13 protein-coding genes are annotated in these 14,254 nt (G+C 75.0%); 7 read left to right on the forward strand and 6 right to left on the reverse strand.

Annotation, left to right across the window (positions count from 1 at the left end; translation table 11 throughout):
• Positions 1–40: 40 nt before the first annotated feature.
• Complete coding sequence (locus BKI49_RS29540; RefSeq protein WP_095937435.1) at positions 41–976, forward strand: AraC family transcriptional regulator; 936 nt, start codon at positions 41–43, stop codon at positions 974–976.
• 10 nt (positions 977–986) lie between these two features.
• The gene (locus BKI49_RS29545) at positions 987–1,703 is read left to right on the forward strand and encodes a DUF6597 domain-containing transcriptional factor (RefSeq protein ID WP_095937436.1); all 717 of its coding nucleotides are present in this window, start codon (positions 987–989) and stop codon (positions 1,701–1,703) included.
• Positions 1,704–1,712: 9 nt separating this feature from the next.
• Here the strand turns inward: BKI49_RS29545 and BKI49_RS29550 are convergent, their stop codons facing one another.
• Positions 1,713–2,111, reverse strand: a complete 399-nt coding sequence (locus tag BKI49_RS29550; protein WP_095937437.1) for a VOC family protein — start codon at positions 2,109–2,111, stop codon at positions 1,713–1,715.
• 190 nt (positions 2,112–2,301) lie between these two features.
• Here BKI49_RS29550 and BKI49_RS29555 point away from each other — a divergent pair, with 190 nt between their 5' ends.
• A complete protein-coding gene (locus BKI49_RS29555) occupies positions 2,302–2,967 on the forward strand; it encodes a ThuA domain-containing protein (protein ID WP_095937317.1) in 666 nt (221 codons plus the stop codon).
• Here the strand turns inward: BKI49_RS29555 and BKI49_RS29560 are convergent.
• Entirely contained in the window at positions 2,945–3,997 is a 1,053-nt protein-coding gene (locus BKI49_RS29560) for a LacI family DNA-binding transcriptional regulator (RefSeq protein ID WP_095937318.1), read from the reverse strand. The genes BKI49_RS29555 and BKI49_RS29560 overlap by 23 nt on opposite strands.
• Positions 3,998–4,355: 358 nt before the next feature.
• Here BKI49_RS29560 and BKI49_RS29565 point away from each other — a divergent pair, with 358 nt between their 5' ends.
• Positions 4,356–5,990: a carboxylesterase/lipase family protein gene (locus tag BKI49_RS29565; protein WP_095937319.1), complete on the forward strand. Its 1,635-nt coding sequence runs from the start codon at positions 4,356–4,358 to the stop codon at positions 5,988–5,990.
• 234 nt (positions 5,991–6,224) lie between these two features.
• On the opposite strand, the gene mmuM is transcribed toward BKI49_RS29565, so the two are convergent.
• Entirely contained in the window at positions 6,225–7,151 is a 927-nt protein-coding gene (gene mmuM / locus BKI49_RS29570) for a homocysteine S-methyltransferase (protein ID WP_095937320.1), read from the reverse strand.
• A gap of 432 nt (positions 7,152–7,583) precedes the next feature.
• A complete protein-coding gene (locus tag BKI49_RS29575; RefSeq protein WP_095937321.1) occupies positions 7,584–8,411 on the reverse strand; it encodes an oxidoreductase in 828 nt (275 codons plus the stop codon).
• Positions 8,412–8,505: 94 nt separating this feature from the next.
• Between BKI49_RS29575 and BKI49_RS29580 the strand changes: the two genes are divergently transcribed.
• The 3 genes from BKI49_RS29580 to BKI49_RS29590 all read left to right on the forward strand — a co-directional run bounded on the left by BKI49_RS29580 (position 8,506) and on the right by BKI49_RS29590 (position 12,424).
• Entirely contained in the window at positions 8,506–9,414 is a 909-nt protein-coding gene (locus BKI49_RS29580) for a LysR family transcriptional regulator (protein WP_179332620.1), read from the forward strand.
• A gap of 424 nt (positions 9,415–9,838) precedes the next feature.
• Complete coding sequence (locus tag BKI49_RS29585; protein ID WP_095937322.1) at positions 9,839–11,560, forward strand: DUF2264 domain-containing protein; 1,722 nt, start codon at positions 9,839–9,841, stop codon at positions 11,558–11,560.
• 78 nt (positions 11,561–11,638) lie between these two features.
• On the forward strand, positions 11,639–12,424 hold the full coding sequence (locus BKI49_RS29590) for an isocitrate lyase/PEP mutase family protein (protein ID WP_095937323.1): 786 nt from the start codon (positions 11,639–11,641) through the stop codon (positions 12,422–12,424).
• On the opposite strand, the gene BKI49_RS29595 is transcribed toward BKI49_RS29590, so the two are convergent.
• Both BKI49_RS29595 and BKI49_RS29600 read right to left on the reverse strand, forming a co-directional pair.
• The gene (locus tag BKI49_RS29595; protein ID WP_095937324.1) at positions 12,393–13,244 is read right to left on the reverse strand and encodes an alpha/beta fold hydrolase; all 852 of its coding nucleotides are present in this window, start codon (positions 13,242–13,244) and stop codon (positions 12,393–12,395) included. The two genes, BKI49_RS29590 and BKI49_RS29595, sit on opposite strands and share 32 nt — an antisense overlap.
• Positions 13,237–13,821 (reverse strand): TetR/AcrR family transcriptional regulator, encoded by a 585-nt coding sequence (locus BKI49_RS29600; protein ID WP_028800677.1) that lies wholly within the window; start codon positions 13,819–13,821, stop codon positions 13,237–13,239. Before BKI49_RS29600 ends, BKI49_RS29595 begins: the two co-directional genes overlap by 8 nt.
• Positions 13,822–14,254 lie beyond the last annotated feature (433 nt).

Genomic DNA, 14,254 nt, shown 5'->3' on the forward strand with positions numbered 1-14,254 from the left:
ACGTCCAGTGCGCCGTACGGCCTGCGTCTACGCTGACGCCATGGACGCACTCGCAGGCCTGCTGGCGGGCCCACGCGCGCGTGGGGCCTTCATGATCCGTGCGTGTTTCGACCCGCCCTGGTCCCTGCGCATCGAGGACCGGGCGCCCCTGACGATCATGCTGGTGGTCCGCGGCGACGCCTGCGTCGTGCCGGACGGGGGAGAGGCGGTGCGGCTGCGGGCCGGCGACCTCGCCATCGCGCGCGGGCCCGACCCGTACCTGTGCGCCGACGATCCCGGGACCGCCCCGCAGGCGGTGATCCTCCCGGGCGGCGAGTGCACCTACCCCGACGGACGCTCGCTGAAGGGCAGCTGGGACCTCGGGGTGCGCAGCTGGGGCGACCGGCTCGACGGCTCCACGGTGCTGCTGATCGGGACGTACATGATGCAGGGCGAGATCGGCGGCAGACTGCTCGACGCCCTGCCGCCGCTGCTCTCGCTCACCTCCGAGGTGTGGGAGTGCCCGCTGACGCCGATCCTGGCCGAGGAGATGGTGCGCGACGAGCCGGGCCAGGAGGTCGTCCTGGACCGGCTGCTCGACCTGCTCATGATCGCCGCGCTGCGGGCCTGGTTCTCGCGCCCCGAGGCCGAGGCGCCGGCCTGGTACCGGGCTCTCGCCGACCCCGTCGTGGGCCGGGTGCTGCGGCTCGTGCAGGACGACCCGGCCCACCCCTGGACGGTGGCCGTCCTCGCCGCCAAGGCCGGGGTGTCCCGGGCCGCGCTGGCCCGGCGCTTCAGCGAACTCGTGGGCGAACCCCCGATGACCTATCTGACCGGTTGGCGGCTGGCGCTGGCCGCCGACCGCCTGCGCGACTCGGACGACACCCTGGAGTCCATCGCCCGCCAGGTCGGTTACGGCAGCGCGTTCGCGCTGTCCAGCGCCTTCAAGCGGGTGTACGGCGTCAGCCCGCAGGAGCACCGGACCCGGGCGGCGTAGCGTGACGTACGTGGCCGTCGAACCTCTCGCCGCCGCGTCCGGGTACGCGGAGCGCCCGTCCCGGCTGGCGGGCGCCGTGGTGTGGACGCGCGCACCCGCGGGCGGGCCGGTGCGGGCCGTGCTGCCCGACGGGTGCATGGACCTGCTGTGGCACGAGGGGCGGCTCATGGTCGCCGGGCCCGACACACGCGCGTACCACCCGCAGGGCGCACCGGGCCGCTGGGCCGGCATCCGGTTCTTTCCCGGCACGGCTCCCGCGCTCCTCGGCGTGCCCGCACACGAACTGCGCGACCAGCGCGTCGACTTGGCGGATCTGTGGCCCGCCGCGGAGGTGCGCAGCCTCACCCGGCGCGTCGACGCCGCGGCCGACCCGCTCGGCGCGCTCGAAGAGCTCGCGCTGCGCCGGGCGGAAGAGGTGGCACCGCCCGACCCGCTGCTCGCCCGGCTCGTGACGGCCCTCGAAGCGGGGCGTCCGGTCGCCGAGACCGCCGACGGACTGGGCCTGGGCGCACGGCAGTTGTACCGCCGCTCGCTCGCCGCTTTCGGCTACGGGCCCAAGACGCTGGCCCGCGTGCTGCGGCTCCAGCGGGCGCTGGCCCTGGCCCGTGACGGGGTTCCCTTCGCGCAGACCGCGGCCCGGGCCGGCTTCGCGGACCAGGCCCACCTGGCCCGCGACGTACGGCAGTTGGCGGACACGACCCTCGGGGAACTGGTCGGCCGGCCATAGCGGGCGGGGCTACTGCCCGGGCAGCCGGGCGAACAGGTCGACGCCGTTGCCGTCCGGGTCGTGCACGACGGCGTACCGCATGCCCCAGAAGGCGTCCCACGGCTTCAGCTCGCCGTGGTGACCCGCGCCGACCAGCTCCTCGTACACGGAGTCCACCTCCGCCGGGCTGTCGCAGAGGAAGGCCAGGGACGTCCGGCCACCGCCGCTCGGCGGGCGCCAGCCGGCGTGGAACGAGCGGACCGTGTCCTCCGTGTCGAGCGCCAGCCGCAGCCCGCCGGGCAGTTCCGCCTCGACGTGCGGCTCGGTCTCGGACCCCTCCGGGAAGACGAGCCCGAGGCGCCGGTAGAAGGCGAGGGAGGCGGCCATGTCGGAGACGACGAGGCCGATCACATCGAATCGTGGAGTCATGCGCCCACCGTAGGCGCGGCCCGCCCACCGGGTCTTGAACGAATCGGACACGCCGCGCGACACCGCCACAGCACCTCCGCCCCGGCGCCCCGGGCCTGGTCGGGGCCCGGCCCCGGCCGGGGCCCGCACTCCGAAATTTCGGTTCCGCCGCCCCGTGGGGACCTGTCCCGGCCGGGCATAGGGTCAGGCCATGGCCCCGCGCGTCCTCGTGTACTCCCGTACCACCGACTACCGGCACGCGTCGATTCCCGCCGCCGTCGCCGCCGTTCGGTCCCTCGGCGACGGCGACGGCGACGGCCACGGCTTCGCCGTCGACGCGACCGAGGATCCCGCCGTGTTCGAAGCCTCCCTGGACGCCTACGACGCGGTCGTCTTCCTCTCCACCAGCGGGGAGGTGCTGACGCCCGCGGGCCGCGCCCGCCTCGCCGCCCGCCTCGACGCGGGCGCCGGATTCGTCGGCGTGCACGCAGCCGCCTGCACCGAGTACGACTGGCCCTACTACGGCGATCTGCTCGGAGCCCGCTTCGCCCGGCACCCGGACCACCAGCCCGGCAAGGCGGTGGTGGAGGACCGGACGCACCCGGCGACCCGGCACCTGCCGCCCGTCTGGGAGTTCACCGACGAGTGGTACGACTTCCGGACCAGTCCGCGTGGCGCGGTACGGGTGCTCGTCTCCGCCGACGAGTCCTCGTACGAGGGCGGCGGCATGGGCGCCGACCACCCGCTGGTGTGGTGCCACGAGCGAGGCGCGGGACGGGTGTTCTACACCGCCTTCGGGCACGCTCCGCAGGCGTACGAGGACCCGAACTTCCGGGCCCATCTGCTCGGCGGCATCACCTGGGCGACGGGGAGGTAGCCGGCACCGGGCCCGTGCTCGACCGCTCCACCAGACGGGTCGACAGCTCCGTACGCGTGCCCTCCGGGCGGTCTCCCGCCATCATCCGCACCAGCAGGCGCAGCGCCGTCGCCGCCATCTCGGACAGCGGCTGGCGCACGGTGGTGAGCGCCGGGCCGGCCCAGCGGGACTCGGGAAGGTCGTCGAAGCCGACCACACTGATGTCGTCGGGCACCCGCAACCGCCGCTCCGCCAGGGCCTGGTAGACCCCGAGCGCCATCCTGTCCGAGCAGGCGAACACGGCCGTGGGCGGTTCGGGCAGGTCGAGGAGTTCGAGCATGCGGCGGTGGCCTCCCCGCTCGTGGAAACCGCCGTGGCGGACGTACTCGGGCCGGTGGCGGAGCCCGGCCGAGGCGAGGGCCGAGCGGTAGCCGGCGATCCGGTCGCTGCCGCACGTCCTGCGCCGGTGACCGCCGATGACCGCGACGCGCTCGTGGCCGAGCGCGAGCAGATGGTCCGTCGCCAGCAGACCGCCCTGCCAGTTCGCGGCGCCCACCGACACCACACCGGGAGGCGGTTCCACGACGGGGTCGATCATCACGAACGGGATGCCGTGCCCGTCGAGCCGGGCCTGCTGCGCCGCGGTCAGCTCCGCCAGGTGGAACAACACCCCCGACGAGCCACGGGCGGTGAGCTTGTCCAGCCAGCCGTGCCCGGGGCGCCCGCCGCTGCTCCGGGCCGGCCCCGTCGAGACCACGACCTCCAGCCCCGCGTCGGACGCCGCCTGCTCCGCGCCGTGCAGCACGGCCCCCGACCAGGAACTCTCCAGCGAGTGCACGACGACGTCGACCAGGCCCGGCGGTGCCGACGTCTCGAAACGCGGTCTGCGCACATAGCCCAGCCGGTCGAGCGCCTCGGTGACCCTGCGCCGGGTCTCCGGTGCCACGTCCTCCCGGCCGTTGACCACCTTCGACGCCGTGGGCACGGACACCCCCGCCGCGCGGGCGACGACCGCCAGCGTCGGACCGGTCGCGCGTCCCGTGCGCACCATGGAACCCGCCCCTCCGGCCCGCCCGAGGGCCGGCCTCCGGCCCCCGCGGGCCATCGAAAGTTTCGGACACTGCTGCCCTCGGGACGGACTCCCCGCCCGGATAGCAAGCGCTTCCTACATTAAGCCCGGCCGGACACGGCGTGAAGCGGCAGGCGTTCATGGAAGGGGGCCCCGCCGAAACTTTCGGCATCCCGGACGCGACCCGGCCCGAGCGGCCGCGACACGGACTCGAGCGGCAGCGGACACCCCGTGCCCAACTTCGCGGCGTGTCCGCCGAATGGAGACGTCGGCAGGAATACCGGGGGGCGATGTGGTGCTCTGAGGTGAGCGGTTCGGAGCGTGAGGAGCTGGTGGTCGGATGGCGGTGGACGCGGCGGACGCGGATCTCCCGGCGCACGACCCGGTCGTCGCCACCCCGTACGGGGCGGTGCGCGGCCGGTACGAGAAGGGCGTCGCGGTCTTCCGCGGCATCCCCTACGCGGCGCCGCCGTTCGGCCCCCGCCGGTTCCTGCCACCGGTTCCGCCCGAGCCCTGGGACGGCGTCCGCGACGCGGGTGCCTTCGGGCCGACCCCGCCCAAGCCGCCGTACTCCGAGGCCTTCGCCCGCCTGCTCGCCGACCCCGTCGTACCCGGCGACGACTGCCTCAACCTCAACGTGTGGACCCCGGAACCGGGGCGCGGGGCCCGGCTGCCCGTCATGGTGTGGATCCACGGCGGGGCCCTGACCCGCGGCTCCTCGGCCGTACCCGTCTACGACGGTCACTCCTTCGCCCGCGACGGCGTGGTTCTGGTCTCCCTCAACTACCGTCTCGGAGTGGAGGGTTACGGCCTCTTCCCGGACGCGCCCGCCAACCCGGGCCTGCGCGACCAGCTGGCCGCGCTGGAGTGGGTGCGGGCATCCGTCGCCGAGTTCGGCGGCGACCCGGACCGCGTCACCGTCTTCGGCGAGTCGGCCGGAGCCATCAGCATCGGCGCGCTGCTCGCCGCCCCACGGGCCCGGGGCCTGTTCCACCGGGCCGTCCTGCAGAGCGGGCCGCCCGAGGCGGGCGACCGCGACAAGGTGCGCCGGATGGTCCGCCGGATGGCCGCCCGGCTGAAGGTCCCGGCCACCGCGGAGGCGTTCGCCGCCGTCGACCGCGAACTGCTGCTGCGCACCCAGGCCGACGTGGGCAGACTCAGCAGTCCCGTCCTCGGCGGGCCCGCGTTCGGCATCGTCGTCGACGGCGACCTGGTCCCGCGCGACCCGCTGGAGGCCCTCATCGGCGGTGCCTCACCCGACGTCGACCTCCTGATGGGCTGGACCAGCGAGGAGTACCGGCTGTGGCTGGTGCCCGGCGGGCTCCTGGAGAGCCTCGACCGGCTCGGGCCCGTCGCGCTGGCCGGGGCCATGGCCCGCTGCCGCTGCGGCCACGAGGTGCCCCGCGGCTACCGCGCCCTCCACCCGGCCGTGAGCACCGCCGACCTGGTGGGCCAGATGGTCACCGACCACCTGCTGCGCGTCCCGCTGCACCGGCTCGCGGACGCTCGCGGCGGCCCGTCCCGTACGTACGTCTACGAGTTCGCGTGGCCCTCGAACGTGCCGGACCTCGGTGCCTGTCACGCCCTGGAACTCGGCTTCGTCTTCGACACCTCCGACGTGCCCGAGTCGGAGAGACTCGCGGGCGAGGGCGCCCCGCAGGAACTCGCCGACGCGATGCACTCCGCGTGGGTGCGGTTCGCCGTCGATGGCGAACCCGGGTGGCAGACCTGGGACGACACGCATCCGGTGCGCGTCCTCGGCAGGGGCGGACCGCACACCGTCCACGGGCCGCGCGACGGCGAACTCGCCCTGTGGGACGCCGAGTCGGACCGGCCCGTGCCGCTCGTCGACCCGAGCGGCGCCGCGGAGTCCGCCCTGGTGCCGCGCGCGTCCGGCGGACTGCCCATGTGGGGAGCGGCACCACTGTCGGCGGTACGACGCCTGCGGAACTCGGGCCGCGCCCGGCGGTCCTGAGGCCGCGTCCGTCGCCGGCCCCGCCCAGCGCGTGCGCGCCGGGCGAGGAGGTTGCCGGTGGCGCCGGGGAGCCGGCGCCACCGGCCCGGCGTCGGTGCGCCCGGCCCGGCGTCGGTGCGCCCGGCCCGGCGTCGGTGCGCCCGGCCCGGCGTCGGTGCGCCCGGCCCGGCGTCGGTGCGCTCGGACCGGCCGAAGCCCGGACCGGGCCCCCGGAGCCGGGCGCGGGCCGGTGGGTCAGGCGGGCTTCAGCGTCCGGGTGATCCCGGCGATGGCCTCGGGGCCCACCCGGCAGCAGCCGCCGATGAGGCGGGCCCCGGCCCGCTGCCACCCCGTCACCTGCTCGGCGGTGAACGTGGAGCGGCCGGTCCACGACCGTGCCCGGGCGTCCCACGCCTCACCGCTGTTCGGGTAGACCACGACCGGCTTCCCGGTCACGCGCGCGGCGGTGGCCACGGCGCCGTCCACGTCCTCGGGCGCACAGCAGTTCACGCCGACCGCGATCACCTCGTCCGCGTCGGCGGCCAGCGCGAACGCCTCCTCCAGAGGCTGCCCGGCGCGCGTCCGGTCCCCGGCGACGCTGTACGACAGCCACGCGGGCACGCCGAGCCCGCGCGCCCCCCTGAGCAGCGCCCGCGCCTCGTCCGTGTCGGGCACGGTCTCCAGGGCCAGTACGTCGGGTCCGGCGGCGGCCAGCACCTCCAGGCGCGGCCGGTGGAACCGTTCCAGCTCCTCGACGCTCAACCCGTACCGCCCCCGGTACTCCGAACCGTCCGCGAGCATCGCCCCGTACGGCCCGACCGAAGCGGCCACCCACAGCGGCCGTGCGACCCCCTTCGCCCGCGCGCGTCCGGCCGCCTCGCGGGCGAGCGCGACGCTCAGGCCGATGAGCTCGGCGGCCTTGTCCCGCGGGATGCCGCGCTGGGCGAACCCTTCGAAGGTCGCCTGGTAGCTGGCGGTGATCGCCACGTCCGCGCCCGCCTCGAAGTAGGCGAGGTGCGCCTCCACGACGGCCTCGGGCCGCTCCGCGAGCAGCCGTGCCGACCACAGCTCGTCGCTCAGGTCGTGCCCGGCCGATTCGAGCTGGTTGGACATGCCGCCGTCGAGCACGACGCTGCCACGGGAGAGCGCCTCGGCGAGAGTGCGGGGGGTGTCGCTGGTCATGTCACGACGCTAGTCGATGCGGTGGGCGGCATCCGGTCCCGTCCACCTGGTGAGCGCACGGCCCACGATGCGGGACGCGGCGACCGGCCCGCGACGCCGGGCCTGCGGCCGGGTGCGTCCGGGTCCGTGGCGTGAGGGCTCGGTGCCTGCGGCCGGGGGGCTGGGTCTGTGGCGTCGAGCGCTCGGTGCCTGCGGCCGAGTGCGTTCGGGCTTGCGGCGTGGAACGCTCGGTGCTTCCTGTGGCCGGCTGCGTCCGGACCTGCGGCGTGGAGCATTCCGGAGCCGCGGCCCGGAGCACTCGGTCGCCGCGGCCCGGGGCACCGGAGCACGGGCGTCCTGCCGCGAGCGGGGGCTTCTCGGTCGGGGCGGGAGCGCGGTCGCCCCGGCGCCCATCCGGGCCGGGGCGACCGCCGCGACGTCACGCGGATGCTGTCACGCGTCGAACGCGGTGTCCCGCGCCACCTTCTCCCAGGTGGCGATCTCCGTGCGCTGCGCGTCGAGATGGCCGACCACGGCGTCGACACCGTCGCCGCCGAGCGGCAGCCGCAGGGGAGTGTGCACGTCGGCGAGCGCCGCCAGCACCGCCGCGACGCCCTTCGCGGGGTCACCGGGCTGGTCACCGTCACCGGCGGCGATCGCCCGGCGGGTCGGGCCGACCGTGTCCGCGTAGTCGGCGATCTCGTCGCTCGTGGTGGCACCGCCCAGCAGATTCGTGCGGAACGACCCCGGCTCCACGATCAGCACCTTGATGCCCAGCGGAGCGACCTCCGCGGCCAGCGCGTCCGAGAAGCCCTCCAGCGCGAACTTGGTGCCGCAGTACGCGGAGAACCCGGGGAAGGTCATCTGCCCGCCTATGCTGCTCATCTGCACGACAGCGCCCGAGCGGCGCTCCCGCATGTGCGGCAGGACAGCGCGCACCAGCGCGGCGGGCCCGAAGAAGTGCAGGTCGAACAGCGACCGCAGTTCGCCGTCCGTGGTCTCCTCGGCGGCGCCGACATGGGTGCGGCCGGCGTTGTTGACCAGGACGTCGATCCGTCCGTGCCGCCGCACCACGTCGGCGACGACGGAGTCGATGCGCGCCTGGTCCGTGACGTCGAGGGCGACCGCCTCGACCTGGTCGGGGTGGGCCGCGACGAGATCGGCCAGCGCCTCGGGCCTGCGGGCCGTCGCCACCACCACGTCCCCCACGGCGACGGCCGCCTCGGTGAACGCCCGGCCGAAGCCGCTGTTCGCGCCGGTGACCAGCCATACCTTGCTCATGTCCGACTCCCTCGTACAGGTCGTGCTGTCGATGCACCGAGCTTCTCCGCGAACCGTGTCGCCCGTCCAAGACCCTTCGTGATAACCAATGGTTATGGCCATGGACGTGCACGGCAGGGACCTGCGCTACTTCGTGGCGGTCGCCGAGGAACTGCACTTCACGCGCGCCGCGGAGCGCCTCTTCGTCTCCCAGCCCGCCCTGAGCAAGCAGATCCGCGCCCTGGAACGGCAGTTGGGTGCCGATCTGTTCGAGAGGGACAGGCGGGATGTGCGGTTGACGGCGGTGGGCGCGGCCCTGCTGCCTTACGCGCGGCGGATGCTCGCCGCCTGGGAGGCGGCGTCCGGCGCCGTGGAGCGGGCCAAGGCCGAGCAGCAGGCGACGATCGTCGTCGGGATGAGCACGAGCCCGGGCCGCGGAGGACTGCTGCCCGCGATCAGATCCAGGTTCAGCGAGACGTGTCCGGCGGCCAAGGTCGAACTGCGGCAGGTGAGTTGGACGGACTCCAGCGCGGGGCTCGCGGACGGTTCGGTCGACGCGGCGTTCGTGTGGCTGCCGGTGCCGGACGAGGAGCGCTACGCGTGGGTGGTGGTGGCCGAGGAGCCGCGCCATGTCGCGCTGCCGGACACGCATCGCCTCGCGGACCGCCCGGAGGTCGACTTCCGGGACCTGCTCGACGAACCGTTCATCGCGATCCCGAAGTCGGCCGGGGTGCTGCGCGACTACTGGCTCGCCCTCGAAGCCCGCGCGGGGCGCCCGGCCCTGATCGGCGCGGAGGCCGCGAGTGCCGACGAGACGTACGAGGCACTGGTGGACGGCCGGGGAGTCTGCCTGCTCGCCGCGGGCAACGCGCCGCTGCTCACCCGGGGCGGTGTCGTCACCCGGCCCGTGCACGGTGTCGCACCGAGTCGTCTCGCCCTGGCCTGGCGGGCCGGGGACCGCCGGCCGCTGGTGCGGGCCTACGCCGAGGCGAGCCGCCTGGCGTCGGGCCACCGCACCGGATGATCGGTGGCCGGCGTACCGGGTGATCCGTGGCCGGTGTACCGGGTGACTCGTGGCCGGCGTAGCGGGTGGTCCGCGACCGCGGCGGGCGACGGGTGATCCGTGGCCGCCGCACTGGATGACCCGTCGCCGCCGACGGGACGACCTGCCGGTGGTGACGGCCCTGCGAAAAGCGGCCGACCACTAGAAAGCGCTTGCCCCAGGCGATACGGTCCAGCGGCCAGGTCTTTTCGTGATCAGGGCGGGCGGCCCGCGTTCGGCACCTGCGCCGCCGTGCACGGCGCCACCGTGCACGGCGGGTTCGGCCGTGCCGGACTCGTCACCCGCCGACCGGTGTCCGAGGGCCTGGCGCGGGAGGGATGGACTCCTGGGGCGCCCCGACCGGAACCGGAGCGCCCCAGGCCCGCCGGAAGGACTGGAACCACCGATGCACCTGCCGCCGCCCGACACCGCCCTCAGCCCCCGCACCGGATACACCCGCGCCCACTGGGAGGCCGCCGCGGACTCGTTGCTGGCCGCGGTGGAGCCGTACGCCACGGAGGACCGTGCCCTCTACCACCTGCCCGGTGATCACGAGAGCTGGTCGGGTCGGCTCTCCGACGGCCTGGAGGGCTACGCCCGCACCCTGTTGATCGCCGCCTTCCGCCGTGACGAGAAGACCCTCGAAAGGTACGCGGACGGTCTCGCTGCCGGAACCGCGGGTGTCTGGCCGCGCGTCGAGCACCGCAGCCAGCCCTTGGTGGAGGCCGCGTCGATCGCCCTCGCGCTGCGCCTGACCCGCCCGCTGCTGTGGGACCGGCTGGACGACGGCGTCCGGCAGCGGGCGGCCCACTGGCTCGGTGACGCGCTGACCGCCGAACCCTGGCCCAACAACTGGGAGTTGTTCCCGGTGACCGTCGGCGGCTTCCTCCAGGAGATCGGCCACGAACCCGAGGCGGCGCGCGCCGCCGTGGACCGCGGACTCGCGCGCATCGAGCAGTGGTACCTCGGCGACGGCTGGTACAGCGACGGTCCCGGCCGCGCCTTCGACTACTACAACGGCTGGGCCATGCACCTGTATCCGGTGCTGCACGCCTGGCTGTCCGACGACAGCCACCTCCTCGACCTGTACGGCACAAGACTGGAGACCCATCTCGCCGACTACGCCCGCCTGTTCGGCGGCGACGGCGCCCCCATGCTGCAGGGCCGTTCCCTGACCTACCGCTTCGCCGCCGCGGCCCCCCTGTGGCTCGGCGCGCTCACCGGCCGCACCCCCCTGTCTCCGGGCGAGACCCGGCGGCTGGCCTCCGGCGCCCTGCGTCACTTCCTCGACCACGGCGCCGTCGACGACCGCGGTCTGCTCACGCTCGGCTGGCACGGCCCCGACGAGGCGTTCCTGCAGGGCTATTCGGGCCCGGCGTCCCCGTACTGGGCGAGCAAGGCCTTCGTCGGGCTGCTCCTGCCGCCCGAGCACGAGGCGTGGACGGCGCGCGAGGAGCCGGGCCCGGCGGAGCGGGCCGACGCCGTCACCCCGGTCGGGCCGCCCAACTGGCTGCTCCAGAGCACCGGTTCGGACGGGGTCGTCCGCCTGCACAACCACGGCAGCGAGGACGCCCGCTACGACCCGTTCTACACGCGGCTCGCCTACTCGACGGCGACACGGCCCGCCCCCGCGCCCTCGTACGACAACAGTGTCGTCATCGACGGCGACCCGGGCCGCACGGGCATCGAGCCGCTGGGCGTCGGGGAGGGCTGGGCCGCCTCCCGGCACACGGTCGCCGGGGACACCCGGGTCGTCAGTCTCGTGATCGCGCACGGGGCGGTGGAGGTGCGCGCCCATCTGGTGACCGGGGCGGCTCCCGGCACCGGCGTACGGGTCACGGGCTGGACGGCGGCGGAGGGGCTGCGGGCCGAACTCCTGCCCGCCCACGGCCTGTCGGGGGAGTCCGACCCGGCCGGCGTCACGGGTGACGGGCCCACTCTGTTCGTCGCCCTGGCCCGGCTCACCGGCGACGCGCACCCCCGGCCCCTCGCGGACCTGGTGTCCGTGGAGGTGTCGCAGGACCGCGAGCTGTCCGTCGGCTGGGCCGGGGGCCCGTCGGCGCGGTTCCGGTTCGAGGCGCCGGACGAGCGATCCGATCCGTCGGCGTGGACGGTGACGCCCGTGTGAGACGGCGCCGCTGCCGGCCCCGTGGCGCCGGGTACGGTTCGGCGTCCGCCGAAGTGTTCCGCCGCTAGCGTGGCCCGTATGACCTCCCTCGGCACCCCGTTCGCGGCGCTGCACCGCGCCGACGCGCCCCTGCTCCTGCCCAACGCCTGGGACCACGCCTCCGCGGCCCTGCTCGCGGACCGGGGATTCGCGGCGGTCGGCACCACGAGCCTCGGCGTGGCGGCCGCCGCGGGGCTGCCCGACGGGGCGGCGGCCACCAGGGACCTGACGACGGCCCTGGCCCGGAGTCTCGGCACGGTCCCCTGCCTCCTGTCCGTCGACGCCGAGGACGGGTTCAGCCGGGACCCCGGCGAGGTGGCGGAGCTGGCGCGGGAGCTCGCCGCCGCCGGGGCCGCCGGGATCAACCTGGAGGACGGGCTGGGTCCCGCCGGGCTGCACGCCGAGAAGATCGCCGCGGTGAAGGCCGCCGTGCCGGACCTCTTCGTGAACGCCCGCACCGACACGTACTGGCTCGCCGACGGCGACCCGCGGGAGACGGAACGCCGCCTCGACGCCTACCGACAGGCGGGCGCCGACGGCGTGTTCGTGCCCGGACTGACCGACCCGGCGCGCATCTCGGGCCTGCTGAGGACGCTGGACGTCCCGCTCAACATCCTCTTCTCGCCCTCGGGGCCGACCGTCGCGCACCTCGGCGAGCTCGGCGTCGGCCGGGTCAGCCTCGGATCGCTCCTGTACCGGCGGGCGCTGGGCGCCGTCCTGGACACGGTCGGGGACATCCGGGCCGGACGCCGGCCACGAGGCGAGGCGCCGACCTACGACGAGGTGCAGGCGCTCAGCTCCCGGACCGGTCCCGCGGGCCGATGAGCGTGCGGGCCAGCAGGTCCGCGAACTCCATGGGGTGCTCCAGGCAGCCCAGATGGCCGCCGGGGAACTCCACGACTTCCGCGCCGGTGAGCCCGGCGAGCGACTCGGCCGTGCGGCGCGGCAGTCGAGCCCGCGAGTCCCGTCCCACGCCGAGTGCGAGACGCGCGGAGAGCCGCTTCAGGGCGTCCACGTCCGGCGCGTGGGTGGCGAACGGGCGCAGGACATGGGCGAGGAACAGGCCCAGCGGGGAGTCCGGACCGGGGGCGCCTCCTCCCTCGCCGGCCCGCCCCGACGGCGGGGCGCCGGGGCCGTCCGCCGCCACCGCCTGCCGGGACCCGGGCCGCCAGGGACGCCCCTCCAATCCGGCGCCCAGGCGCTCGACGGCCCGCGCCACGCCCTCGGTACGGCAGATCGCGTCCACCTCGCGGACCATCGCGCGCTGAGCCTCCCGGTCGGGGAGCACCTCGACCGTCGGCGGTTCGTGCGCGACCACCCGCCGGACGCGTTCAGGGAAACGGGTCAGCAGATCCAGGGCGACGATGCCGCCGGAACTGGTGCCGAAGACATCAGCGGAGTCGCCGGCCGGCAGGACCGTGTCGAGGAGCCGGCGGGCGTTCTCGCTCCACGCCCCGACCCGCTGGTCCCCGACCGGCCCGTCCACGGGCCCGCGCGACAGCCCGAGCGGGTCGTACGTCACCACGGTGAACCGTTCCGCGAGGCGCGCCGTGACGCCCTCCAGGCCCATCGGATGCCCGGCGCCGCCGGGGACGAGCAGCAGCACCGGACCACTGCCGCAGACGGAGTGGTGGTACTCAGGCACGGTCGTCCTCCTCGGCGCGCGGCCAGTGCTCCAGGGCGATGTGCAGGGCGTCCAGCGCGCGTTCCCAGGACGCCTGGACGTCACGGGGCGCGCCGAAGCCACCGATGGCTTCGAGGTGGCAGTAGCCGTGGAAGGTGCTGCGCAGCAGGCGCACGGCGTCGGTCAGATCGGGCTCGGACAGTCCGTACCACCGGAGCATCCCGTAGGTCACCTCCGCGGTGCGCCGGGCGGTGGACTCCGGGACCAGACCGGGGTCGAGCTGCATGTGCGTGGCCCGGTAGCGCCCGGGGCGTTCCAGCGCGTAGGCGCGATAGGCGTCGGCGAACGCGACCAGCGCGTCCTTGCCGGCCCGTCCGGCCACGGCGGTGGCGATCCGGTCGATCATCTCTCCGGCCGCGAGCAGCGCGATCCGGGACCGCAGGTCCTGCACGCTCTTGACGTGCGAGTACATGCTCGCGTCCTTCACCCCGAAGCTGCGCGCGAGCGCGGACACCGTGACGTTCTCGAACCCGACCTCGTCCGCGAGGTCGGCCGCGGCTTCCACGACCCGCTCGGTGGTGAGCCCTGCGCGCACCATGACTGACCGCCCCTCCGTGCCCCCGGCGCACTGTCCGGGTACCGTTTCCTAGACCTTCTAGGCATCACCCTAGTGCACGAAGGCCAGGGAAGGCGTGAGCCGGGGAGACGTGAGCCACGCAGGACATGGCGCTCGCACGACGCGGGCCGGGAAGACCGGGAAGACCGGGAAGACACGAGCTCCGGAAGACGCCCGCTCCGGAAGACGCGAACGGCGGAGGCGGAGGGGTCGCCGGCCGAGGAGCCCGCGGTGGCGGAGGGGCCTGAGGTGGGCGGAGGAGACCCGCGGCGGCGGAGGGGCCCGAGGTGGGCGGAGGAGACCCGCGGATGCCGAGGAGCCCGGCGGAGGCCGCGTCGCGGAGGCAGTCGGCTGGAACCATCGCGAAAGTCCCAGCCGACATCGCTCCCCTCGCACCACGCTACGCACACCGCCG

Source organism: Streptomyces sp. Tue6028, assembly GCF_002300165.1.
Taxonomy (GTDB): Bacteria; Actinomycetota; Actinomycetes; order Streptomycetales; family Streptomycetaceae; genus Streptomyces; species Streptomyces siamensis.

What these genes read in the sequence shown, in the direction of transcription:
- BKI49_RS29540 (WP_095937435.1), top strand. Translation starts at nt 41, where the DNA reads ATGGACGCACTCGCAGGCCTGCTGGCGGGCCCACGCGCGCGTGGGGCC.
- BKI49_RS29550 (WP_095937437.1), bottom strand. Translation starts at nt 2,111, where the DNA reads ATGACTCCACGATTCGATGTGATCGGCCTCGTCGTCTCCGACATGGCC.
- BKI49_RS29555 (WP_095937317.1), top strand. Translation starts at nt 2,302, where the DNA reads ATGGCCCCGCGCGTCCTCGTGTACTCCCGTACCACCGACTACCGGCAC.
- BKI49_RS29560 (WP_095937318.1), bottom strand. Translation starts at nt 3,997, where the DNA reads ATGGTGCGCACGGGACGCGCGACCGGTCCGACGCTGGCGGTCGTCGCC.
- BKI49_RS29565 (WP_095937319.1), top strand. Translation starts at nt 4,356, where the DNA reads ATGGCGGTGGACGCGGCGGACGCGGATCTCCCGGCGCACGACCCGGTC.
- mmuM (WP_095937320.1), bottom strand. Translation starts at nt 7,151, where the DNA reads ATGACCAGCGACACCCCCCGCACTCTCGCCGAGGCGCTCTCCCGTGGC.
- BKI49_RS29575 (WP_095937321.1), bottom strand. Translation starts at nt 8,411, where the DNA reads ATGAGCAAGGTATGGCTGGTCACCGGCGCGAACAGCGGCTTCGGCCGG.
- BKI49_RS29580 (WP_179332620.1), top strand. Translation starts at nt 8,506, where the DNA reads ATGGCCATGGACGTGCACGGCAGGGACCTGCGCTACTTCGTGGCGGTC.
- BKI49_RS29585 (WP_095937322.1), top strand. Translation starts at nt 9,839, where the DNA reads ATGCACCTGCCGCCGCCCGACACCGCCCTCAGCCCCCGCACCGGATAC.
- BKI49_RS29590 (WP_095937323.1), top strand. Translation starts at nt 11,639, where the DNA reads ATGACCTCCCTCGGCACCCCGTTCGCGGCGCTGCACCGCGCCGACGCG.
- BKI49_RS29600 (WP_028800677.1), bottom strand. Translation starts at nt 13,821, where the DNA reads ATGGTGCGCGCAGGGCTCACCACCGAGCGGGTCGTGGAAGCCGCGGCC.